This is a genomic window from Chitinophaga sp., from assembly GCF_019236475.1.
Taxonomy (GTDB): Bacteria; Bacteroidota; Bacteroidia; order Chitinophagales; family Chitinophagaceae; genus Chitinophaga.
The window spans coordinates 483,864-493,952 of the sequence record NZ_JAFAIX010000005.1 but is presented as its reverse complement, the minus strand read 5'-3'; the positions used below and the strand labels follow the sequence as shown (position 1 = coordinate 493,952).

The window sequence follows — 10,089 nt, the reverse complement described above, 5'->3', positions numbered from 1 at the left end:
GCGGAAAAAGCATCGCCTGGTGTTGCAGGTTAGCTTTAAAAATTACAGATAGTGTTTTTCCTTTAGGCATATTATTAAAAACGAAAAACACCCCTGATCGGTTTGACCAACCATAAAAAAGAAGAGGGTGCCTTTTGAGACACCCTCGTTTATCTTTACCATTAAATTTAAAATCGATACCCTCTCAAAAACTCCACCACAGTCATTTTCTTCTTTCCTTCTAATTGTATCTCATCCAATACCAGGTAGCCATCTTTAGCGGCTATCTTCAGGAAAGTTTTCTGATCTGTTTCAAATGCTCCAGGTGCAATAGAAGGTTGTTTGTGTTCTTTATGCGCCTTATAGATTTTCAGACTTTTATCTTGTAAGGTGCTCCATGCAGCAGGGTAGGGGCTTAATCCACGCACTAGATTATACACGGTATCGATGGAAGCTTCCCAGTTGATCTTGCAGGTTTCTTTAAAAATTTTAGGTGCATGTTTGATTTCAGCAGCTTCGAAATGAGCCTGTGGCGTACCTTTTACAGTGCCTGCGGCGATGGACTGTACTGTTTTCAACAGCAGGTCAGCGCCAGTTTGCATGAGGGCATCATGGAGTTCGCCGGCCGTTTCATCTTCGCGGATAGGTACTTCCTGGCTGTACAGCACGTCTCCAGTATCGATTTCGTGTTGCAGTTTGAAAGTGGTAACACCGCTGGATTTTTCACCGTTGATGATCGCCCAGTTGATAGGAGCGGCCCCGCGGTATTGTGGTAACAGCGACGCATGTACGTTGATCGTACCTTCTGGAGGCATATCCCATACCATTTCAGGCAGCATACGGAATGCTACTACTACTTGCAGGTCTGCTTTCAAAGCCCTTAATTCTTCGATGAATGCAGGGTTTTTCAACTTCTCCGGTTGTAGTACAGGCAGATTGTTGGCTACGGCATATTTTTTTACCGCACTCTCCTGCAGTTGTAAGCCGCGACCCGCGGGCTTATCAGGAGCAGTAATAACTGCAACAACATTAAAACCGTTCTTAACAAGTATATCCAAAGACGCCACGGCAAAGTCGGGCGTACCCATAAATATTATTCTCAAATCTTTTGACATGTTGCAAAAATAAAAAGAACCTTTCTAACAACCGTATTATTCTGCATACAGCAGATACTTCGCGCGGATGCGTTTGAATTTCTCCAGCCCTGGTTCCCAGGTTTTACGGATATCTGCTTCACTCATGCCATCTTTGATCTGTTGCATCAGGGTCGCATTTCCTGCCAGTTTGTTGAAGAAAGGAATGAAGAACCTGCTTTTATCTGGATAATTTTTGTAGGCAGACAACAGCCATTTTAATTGGATTTTCCTCCCTAAGCTGGGAGTGGCTTCCGGCGCATTGGAAAGATCCTCACCATAACAGAGTGAATCTTTTAATGGTGGATTTTTAGCTCCTGGCGTACTGCGAGGGGTAAACGAAAATCCAGTATGCGGTAGGGACGGAGCACCATAAATCTGGAAAGGCTTGTCTGTACCGCGTCCGAGACTGATATTGGTGCCTTCAAAGAAACAGAGCGATGTATACAAGTTCACCGCTTTCATGTTGGGAATGTTGGGTGATGGCGCTACAGGCAATGCATAAAAGGTATGATGGGTGTAGTGTTTACATGGTATCACCTTGATATTCGCTTTCACGCGCTTTTGCAGCCAGCCCTCGCCATTGAGCATGCGGGCATACTCGCCTACCGTCATGCCATGTACAATGGGAATAGGCTGCATGCCTACAAAGGATTTGAAGGCAGTGTCCAGAATAGGACCATCTACATAGTCGCCATTAGGATTGGGCCTGTCCAATATCAGTACCTGCTTTTTGTTTTCGGCAGCGGATTCCATGATTTCTTGCAGCGAAGAAATGTAAGTATAAAAGCGGGCGCCAACGTCTTGAATATCAAATATAATTACGTCCACATCCTGTAAATCGGCTTTGGTGGCCTTTCTGTGGGTGCCGTAAAGGGACACGATTGGTAAACCAGTTGCAGGATCAGTAGTATTACCTACTTTTTCTCCAGCGTCTGCATTTCCTCGGAAACCGTGTTCAGGACTGAAAATTTTCTGAATTTTAATTTTTAATTTCAACAAGGAGTCTACCAAATGTGTATTACCTATTGTGGCTGTCTGATTGACCAACAAAGCAACGCGACTGTTCTTCAGTGACGGTGCCCATTCGCTGATTTGATCGGCGCCGGTAATCACATTGGTGGCGTATTGGGCCATGGCTTGGCCTCCTAGCATACAGGTCAGGAAAGTAGCAAAGAGTATTCGTTTCATAAGTGGAATATACGGCAATTCAATTGTGTTGTATAAAAAAATGGTGATTCGGGATGCTTTGCTTACCTTGCGAATAATTCTTATCTTAACACTAAATAAATAATTATTATGCAAACTGTTAAAAACGGGGATACAATTAGAGTTCACTACCATGGCCGTTTAACTAACGGTACTACCTTCGATTCTTCTGAAGGAAGAGCACCACTGGAGTTCACGGTAGGCTCTGGTATGGTTATCAAAGGTTTTGACAATGGTGTGCTGGAAATGAAAGTGGGCGACAAAAAAACCATCAACATCCCTGTTGATCAGGCATATGGTCAGAAATCACCTGAATTCATCATCGATTTTCCTAAATCAAATATTCCTGAAGGTCTGAATCCTGAAGTTGGTATGCAACTGCAGATGAGCGGTCCTGAAGGCCAGGTAATCCCTGTTCGTGTAGTAGCTGTAAGTGCTGAAACTATCACCCTGGATGGTAACCATCCACTGGCTGGCGAAGATCTGATCTTCGATCTGGAACTGGTTGAAATTTTATAATCACCATATTTCCCAAAGAATCCTCTCCATGCTTCGTGTGGGGAGGATTTTTCTTTTACTGGCTGTCTCCCCCTTTCTCCTGCACTGTCTTCATTTCAGTTTTAATCGCCTGCAAGCAGCCCTCACAAAGACAATCCTCATACCTATCGGCAATAAATTCCCGTTCTGCTCTGCTCAGGTATAATTGGGTACACCAGCATCTGGCAATATCATCCACATTGCATCTTATGCTGCCCCCGCAACGCGGACAAGTAGTTATATAGCCTTCATTTTCTGTCATAATCCAAATTTAATGAATTCGGAATTTACATTGGCGGCATAAACGCATCCCCGATTTTTCCTTACGTTTGCAATATGTTTACAAATTATAAATATACCGTAGACGAACGCTTCAAGCGTTACGCGCAAATAGATACACAGTCAGACCCGCTGAGCAGCAGCTTTCCTACCACTGAAAAACAAAAAGACCTCTCTAGGCTTCTGGTACAGGAACTGCATGCCATGGGCATCACCGACGCAGAACTGGATCAACATGGATATGTATATGCTACCATTCCTGCCAATACTGATAAAAAAGTACCTGTCATCTGTTTCTGCAGCCATGTGGACACCTCTCCAGACAGCAGTGGCACCAATGTAAAACCGCTGGTGCACCTGAACTATGACGGGAAAGATATTCAATTGCCAGACGATTCGTCTGTCATTATCCGTGCCAGCGAACATCCTTATCTGGCTAGTAAGAAGGGAGACGACATTATCACTGCCAGCGGTCTTACCCTCCTAGGTGCAGATGATAAAGCTGGTGTGGCGGAAATCATGGATGCCGCCAACTACCTGATGTCGCATCCAGAAATAAAACACGGTGCTATCCGTATTCTCTTCACACCTGATGAAGAAGTGGGCCGCGGTGTGGAAAAAGTGGATATGCAAAAGCTGGGAGCAGACTTCGGCTACACCATGGATGGTGGCGAATTGGGTTCCCTGGAAGATGAGAACTTCTCTGCCGATTCCGCTAAAATCGTTATCAGTGGCGTTAGCGCGCATCCAGGTGCTGCGAAAGACAAACTGATCAGCGCTATCAAAATTGTCAGCGAAATCGTAGATGCATTACCGAAAGATAGCCTCTCTCCTGAAACTACTGAAGATAGAGAAGGATTTGTACACCCAGTACGTATAAGCGGCACCGTAGAACAAGCGGAGATCGACTTCATTATCCGTGATTTCGAGACTTCTGCCCTGGAAATGCATGAAAACTTCCTGCGTCGTATCATGGAAAAAGTGCTGGAACGCTATCCTGGCGCTAAAGGTGTGCTGCGCACCAATGAACAGTATAGAAATATGAAAGAAGTACTGGATAAACATCCAGAGGTAACTGCTTATGCCGCCGAAGCGATCCGCCGTGCAGGGGTACAACCACTGAAAATGAGTATCCGCGGTGGTACTGATGGTGCTCGTCTCTCCTTTATGGGACTTCCTTGTCCAAATATTTTTACCGGTGAAATGGCCCTCCACAGCAAACATGAGTACGTGAGTATCCAAGATATGCAAAAAGCAGTGCAAACAATTGTACTTCTGGCACAGGTTTGGGAGGAAAAAGCATAATTCGTAAATATTTTACTATTTTAACCGTTATTAGTATAAAATCAAAACATGTTGTTAGGACTTATCACGCTATTACAGGATCAACTTCTTCCCAAGGCAGATACAGTAGCACAGGGCGTTACTGCCGCTGCTGCAACGGCAGACAAGCATATCAGTCTGTTGGAACTACTGAAAAACGGCGGTGTGCTGATGATTCCATTGGGCTTGCTGTCAGTGATTGCGGTCTTCGTTTTTGTTGAAAGATGGCTTACCATCTCTAAGGCCGGTAAACTGGAGGACAACTTCATGCCAATGATCCGCGATCAGATCATGAACGGCAATATCCAGGCGGCTCGCTCCCTGGCGAAGAATACCAACAGTCCTATCGCACGTACGATTGATAAAGGCATTCAGCGTATTGGTAAACCAATTGATGCCATCGAAAAATCCATGGAGAATGTAGGTAAGCTGGAAGTTTACCGTATGGAGAAAAACTTGGTAATCCTATCTATTATTGCCGGGATAGCCCCTATGTTCGGGTTTCTCGGTACCATCGCTGGGATGATCCAGACCTTCTTCAACATTTCCATCACTTCCGATATTACCCTGGGAACCATTGCTGGCGGTATCTATGTAAAGATGATTACCTCCGCTACAGGTCTGATTATCGGTATTATTGCCTTTATCGGTTACAGCTTCCTGAACGCCCAAATCGATAAGGTGGTGAATAAAATGGAGAGTGCCTCCGCTGAATTTGTGGATATTCTGCAGGAACCAACCCGCTAAACTAACGGATAATGAATTTACGCAGTCGAAATAGGAAACACGTAGAGATGGATAAATCAGCATTGAATGATATCTTGTTCATTCTGCTGTTATTCTTCCTGATTGTTTCCACGCTGGCCAATCCAAATGTGATCAAACTGGCGCTGCCAAAGGCTACCAGCAATACCAAAGCCAAACAAACGGTGGTGGTAAGTATCAATAGTAACCATGAGTTTTTTGTAGGTACCAACAAAGTGCCTTTCGAATCGCTCAAACAGGCATTATTGCCCGCGCTGACCCACGAAACCGTGGATCCTACCGTGGTAATCAATGCAGAGAAAACAGTTCCTATTGAAGATGTGGTGAGTGTAATGGAAATTGCCCGATCAGTTGGGGCAAAAGTGGTACTGGCCACCGCGCATAAAGAATAATATTCAGACAGGAATTACGGTTATGCCGTAATTCCTGCTTTTACCATACGGTCTTTTCCGAAGAAATCCTGTTTCAGTTCTACCTGCTCAAATCCAAGTCCCTGCAATAATCCCACTACTTCTTTTCCTAGGGCCTCATTGATTTCAAAATACAATAGTCCCGGCTTGCGCAGTTTTTCCAGCGCAGTAAGGGCTATATGTCGGTAAAATAACAATGCATCGTTATCGGGTACAAATAATGCCAGCGAGGGCTCAAAGCCCCAAACCTGCTGCTGCATTTCTGCTTGCTCCTTTTGCGTGATGTAAGGGGGATTGCTGACAATAATATCAAAATGCTCCAAACCGGCCATCTGTGCAGGGTCTAAGGCATCCAGGCGGCGGAAATTTACATCCAGGTTCAGTTTAACGCCATTGCTGCGGGCTACATCCAGCGCTGCATCGCTCACATCTGCTCCGGAGATGGAAGCATCTGGCAGGACGGATTTTAACGACAATGGAATACATCCACTCCCCGTGCCAATGTCCAGTATATGGAGTCCGTGTCTGCCTACGGCATCTTTTACTATCCAATCTACCAATTCCTCTGTTTCTGGTCGGGGAATCAGCACCGCAGGACTCACATTAAATTCCAGGCCATAAAACCAGGCTGTTCCCGTGATATACTGGATAGGCTCCATGCGCTGTAAAGCGGCTATGGCGGCCATCAACTGCTCCTTCTGTTCTGGTGTTAACGCACGTTCTTTATGAATAATTCGGTCCAGTTTCCCTAGGCCGGTAATATGCTCCAACACTATATGCGCGATGTTGGAAGCTTCCCGCTCCTCGTAAATATCGCCAATGGCGCCGGTAATAAAAGTGAAGGCCGTTTGTATAGTCAAGTGTAAAAACAATATTTTTGCAAACATACTTATATCACCGGGGATTATGGATAGCACTTTCAATGAATTTTTTATGCAACGTTGCCTGGAGCTGGCCGCTATGGGCGCCGGCCATGCCGCTCCCAATCCGATGGTGGGGGCCGTACTGGTACATCAGCAACGTATCATTGGAGAAGGTTATCACCAACAGTATGGCCAGGCCCATGCTGAAGTGAATTGTATTAACAGCGTCGCGCCGGAAGACAAGGACCTGATTTCCAGGGCAACCATGTACGTCAGCCTGGAGCCCTGTGCACACCATGGCAAAACGCCGCCTTGCGCCGATCTGATCGTGGAAAATAAAATTCCACATGTGGTGATTGGTTGTCAGGATACTTTTTCCAAAGTGGCCGGAAAAGGTATAGAAAAGCTCAAAAAAGCCGGAATTTCGGTCGAAACGGGCGTGTTGGAAGCAGCATGTCGGTTTATTAACCGTCGCTTTTTTAACTTCCACGAGCGCAAAAGACCTTATGTCATCCTGAAATGGGCCCAGACGCGCAACGGTCTCATGGCAGCAGATGATTACAAACCGGTAAGGATTTCCAATACTTATTCAGACAGGTTGGTGCATCGCTGGCGCAGTGAGGAAATGAGTATCCTCGTAGGTACCGGTACTGCAATGCATGATAATCCTAAACTGAATACAAGACTCTGGCCGGGAAAAGACCCTGTACGCCTGGTGATCGATAAGGCGCTGAAAGTGCCCCATGAATATCATGTATGGGATGGCAGCGTGCCTACTATCTTCATTTCTGGACGGTCTGCCGATGCCGAAGGCTCTTCGGAAATCATGCAACTGGATTTCTATGATGATTTGTTGCCACAACTGCTGGATCAATTACATAAAAAGAATATCATCAGCGTACTCGTAGAAGGAGGTCCGCATGTATTGGAACAGTTCATTGAAAGCGGACTGTGGGATGAATGTCGTATTATCACGGGACCGGGTACACTGAAAGGAGGGAAACCTGCTCCTGTATTGACTTACGCCGCGCTAACGGAAACGTATACACTGGATACAGACAGAATAGATATTTACCATCGACATGCTGATGGAATGTAAGTGCAGCAAGCACTCATGTGAATTAATTGGTTTTTCTAAATTGTTTGGATGGAAGTTTACTTTACTATTGATAAGAATGCTGTAGCTGAATTTAAGGACAGGGGAAGTAAATTCCTGGCATATGCATACCCCGTGAAATCAGTGGATGATGTTAAAGCCTGCCTGCTGGAAATCAAAAAAGAACACCCCAAAGCTACCCATCATTGTTATGCTTACCGCCTGGGTACAGATGGATTACAATATCGTGCAAATGATGATGGAGAGCCTTCTGGAAGCGCCGGAAAGCCTATCCTGGGCCAGATCGATAGCAAACAGCTCACGGATGTACTGGTAGTGGTAGTGCGCTATTTCGGCGGAACATTGCTCGGCGTACCTGGTCTGATCAATGCCTATAAGCTGAGTACTGCGATGGTGTTGCAGTTGGTGCCCGTTATCCAGAAAAATGTGGAGAAACGTTACCACCTGAGCTTCGATTACACCATTATGAATGATGTCATGACGGTGGTGAAGCAGCATAATGTGACTGTGTTATCTCAGGAAATGCAGTTGTTTTGTACCATGGATATTGGGGTGCCTAAAAGCCAGGAAGAGCTTTGCCTGCTGCGGTTGCAGGATATCCGTGGATTGGAAATCAGAGCGCTTAAATAATTAGTTTAGTCTGTCGCTCCTGCCCAGCGGGCAGGAGCGACAAAAAAGGAAGAGAGACTGAAGTGACGTCGCAGACGTCACTTCAGTCTCTCTTCCTTTTAGTTCCGCGCTTCGCACGGAACTAAAAGAAATTATTAAGAAGCAAATCGGTCGCTTACTACCAGATCTTTGCTACCAGCGGTATATTTATAGAACCCTTCTCCGCTCTTCGCGCCCAGGTATCCGGCAGTTACCATATTCACCAGCAGTGGGCATGGCGCATATTTAGGATTACCGAAACCATCGTGTAATACATTCAGGATGGAGAGGCACACGTCCAGGCCGATAAAATCCGCCAGTTGTAAAGGTCCCATTGGATGAGCCATACCTAGTTTCATCACCGTATCGATTTCCGCCACGCCAGCAACGCCTTCAAAGAGGGAATAGATCGCCTCATTGATCATCGGCATCAGGATGCGGTTGGCAATAAATCCTGGGTAATCATTCACCACGCAAGGTACTTTGCCCAGTTTTTCGGAGAGGGAAACGATGGTTTTGGTGACTTCTTTTTCCGTAGCATAGCCATTGATGATTTCCACCAGTTTCATGACTGGAACGGGATTCATGAAGTGCATACCAATCACTTTACCGGGGCGTTTGGTAACGGCTGCGATTTTAGTGATGGAAATAGAAGAGGTATTGGTAGCCAGGATGGTATCAGGTTTTGCATGCTGATCCAGGTCTTGGAAAATTTTCAGTTTCAGGTTAATGTTTTCTGTGGCGGCTTCCACTACGAGGTCCGCATCTTTAACGCCGGTGGCGATGTCTGTGAAGATGGTGATATTGGCCAGGGTTTCTGCCTTCAGCGCTTCTGTTACAGTGCCTTTAGCAACCTGTCTGTCCAGGTTTTTGCCGATGGTCTGTAATGCTTTCTGCAAGGCGGCTTCCGCCACATCGATGAGGTGTACCTGAAAGCCATTCTGCGCAAATACGTGTGCAATACCATTTCCCATGGTACCAGCGCCAATTACTGCAATTTTTTGCATGGTGTATGAAACGTTTTATTCGTTTACAGGATGAAATTAAGATGAACAAATAAACGAATAAACCGCCTAATTATCATCTTTCCTCTTGAAATCTCCCTGTTTCCAGGCTTGGATAAATTGAGCCCAAGAAAGTGGGTTGAAAATATTCTGTGGAGGTGGCTGGCCAGCATAATAGAGGGATTGCGCCTGTTTCTTCAGGTACATATTAGTGCCTTCACGGCCGTCGATAGGCGTGATGCGGGCAAGGGCGCGGAGCCGATTGCCTTCTGTATTTTTTCTGGCTACTTCGTAAGCATCGTCTGGGATGCTCATGCTGGCAAAGGCTCGCTCAAATTCTTCTTTCGTCAGATATGGACGAATGATAGTGGCAGGGAGATACATGGTATCCTCCACCATTAACTGTATTAGAGAATAGGCGTTGCCGGGCAAATTGACAGGAATCTTATAATCTTTCTTCTTAAACCCTACTGCAGAGAAGCTTAAGGTATCTCCTTTGAAAACGACAATGGAAAATACCCCCTGCCGGTTGGAGATGGTACCTCTTCCCTGGCCCTTTACAAGGATACTTACTGCAGGTATGGCCTTCAGGCTGTCCGCCGTCATGGTGATACCAGATATCTGGATAATGCTGTCTTTAAATTCCTGAATCTGTGCTTTCAGAAGGAAAGGAGATAAAAGGAGAACAATTAAAAGTGACAGTATGTAGGATCTTTTCTGCATTACCACTCTAAGATATAGAAATTATTTTAAGTGTTATGATCATACTTCCTGATAGTTACATAGAAGCAAATCAGAGTTGTAAATTAAGTCCCAATTGGG

General features: G+C 45.5%; 12 protein-coding genes. 6 read left to right on the top strand and 6 right to left on the bottom strand.

Translation table 11 applies throughout. The features are described 5' to 3' along the window. Positions 1 to 167: 167 nt before the first annotated feature. Together fmt and JO154_RS09315 are read right to left on the bottom strand one after the other, a co-directional pair. Positions 168 to 1,094, bottom strand: a complete 927-nt coding sequence (fmt, locus tag JO154_RS09320) for a methionyl-tRNA formyltransferase (protein ID WP_291944172.1) — start codon at positions 1,092 to 1,094, stop codon at positions 168 to 170. Between the two features lie 36 nt (positions 1,095 to 1,130). Further along, positions 1,131 to 2,303, bottom strand: a complete 1,173-nt coding sequence (locus tag JO154_RS09315; protein WP_291944170.1) for a DUF1343 domain-containing protein — start codon at positions 2,301 to 2,303, stop codon at positions 1,131 to 1,133. 108 nt (positions 2,304 to 2,411) lie between these two features. Between JO154_RS09315 and JO154_RS09310 the strand changes: the two genes are divergently transcribed. Beyond that, positions 2,412 to 2,840, top strand: a complete 429-nt coding sequence (locus JO154_RS09310; protein ID WP_291944168.1) for a peptidylprolyl isomerase — start codon at positions 2,412 to 2,414, stop codon at positions 2,838 to 2,840. A 55-nt stretch (positions 2,841 to 2,895) separates the two neighbouring features. Here the strand turns inward: JO154_RS09310 and JO154_RS26500 are convergent, their stop codons facing one another. Next, positions 2,896 to 3,120 (bottom strand): cysteine-rich CWC family protein, encoded by a 225-nt coding sequence (locus tag JO154_RS26500; protein ID WP_366935578.1) that lies wholly within the window; start codon positions 3,118 to 3,120, stop codon positions 2,896 to 2,898. Between the two features lie 74 nt (positions 3,121 to 3,194). On the opposite strand from JO154_RS26500, the gene pepT reads away from it, so the two are divergent. The 3 genes from pepT to JO154_RS09295 are packed head-to-tail and all read left to right on the top strand — an operon-like array spanning position 3,195 to position 5,617. Then, entirely contained in the window at positions 3,195 to 4,442 is a 1,248-nt protein-coding gene (gene pepT, locus JO154_RS09305; protein WP_291944165.1) for a peptidase T, read from the top strand. A 48-nt stretch (positions 4,443 to 4,490) separates the two neighbouring features. Further along, positions 4,491 to 5,207 carry a MotA/TolQ/ExbB proton channel family protein gene (locus JO154_RS09300; protein WP_291944162.1) on the top strand — a complete coding sequence of 239 codons (717 nt, stop codon included), beginning with the start codon at positions 4,491 to 4,493 and terminating at the stop codon, positions 5,205 to 5,207. Positions 5,208 to 5,218: 11 nt separating this feature from the next. After that, on the top strand, positions 5,219 to 5,617 hold the full coding sequence (locus JO154_RS09295; RefSeq protein WP_111590523.1) for a biopolymer transporter ExbD: 399 nt from the start codon (positions 5,219 to 5,221) through the stop codon (positions 5,615 to 5,617). Between the two features lie 20 nt (positions 5,618 to 5,637). On the opposite strand, the gene prmC is transcribed toward JO154_RS09295, so the two are convergent. Next, on the bottom strand, positions 5,638 to 6,495 hold the full coding sequence (gene prmC, locus JO154_RS09290) for a peptide chain release factor N(5)-glutamine methyltransferase (RefSeq protein ID WP_291944157.1): 858 nt from the start codon (positions 6,493 to 6,495) through the stop codon (positions 5,638 to 5,640). A gap of 46 nt (positions 6,496 to 6,541) precedes the next feature. On the opposite strand from prmC, the gene ribD reads away from it, so the two are divergent. Then, positions 6,542 to 7,597, top strand: a complete 1,056-nt coding sequence (gene ribD / locus JO154_RS09285; RefSeq protein WP_291944154.1) for a bifunctional diaminohydroxyphosphoribosylaminopyrimidine deaminase/5-amino-6-(5-phosphoribosylamino)uracil reductase RibD — start codon at positions 6,542 to 6,544, stop codon at positions 7,595 to 7,597. Between the two features lie 48 nt (positions 7,598 to 7,645). Beyond that, positions 7,646 to 8,245 carry a YigZ family protein gene (locus JO154_RS09280; RefSeq protein ID WP_291944152.1) on the top strand — a complete coding sequence of 200 codons (600 nt, stop codon included), beginning with the start codon at positions 7,646 to 7,648 and terminating at the stop codon, positions 8,243 to 8,245. A 134-nt stretch (positions 8,246 to 8,379) separates the two neighbouring features. Here the strand turns inward: JO154_RS09280 and JO154_RS09275 are convergent, their stop codons facing one another. Together JO154_RS09275 and JO154_RS09270 are read right to left on the bottom strand one after the other, a co-directional pair. Continuing rightward, complete coding sequence (locus JO154_RS09275) at positions 8,380 to 9,270, bottom strand: 3-hydroxyacyl-CoA dehydrogenase family protein (RefSeq protein WP_291944149.1); 891 nt, start codon at positions 9,268 to 9,270, stop codon at positions 8,380 to 8,382. 66 nt (positions 9,271 to 9,336) lie between these two features. Next, on the bottom strand, positions 9,337 to 9,990 hold the full coding sequence (locus JO154_RS09270) for a carboxypeptidase-like regulatory domain-containing protein (protein WP_291944147.1): 654 nt from the start codon (positions 9,988 to 9,990) through the stop codon (positions 9,337 to 9,339). Positions 9,991 to 10,089: the final 99 nt, after the last annotated feature.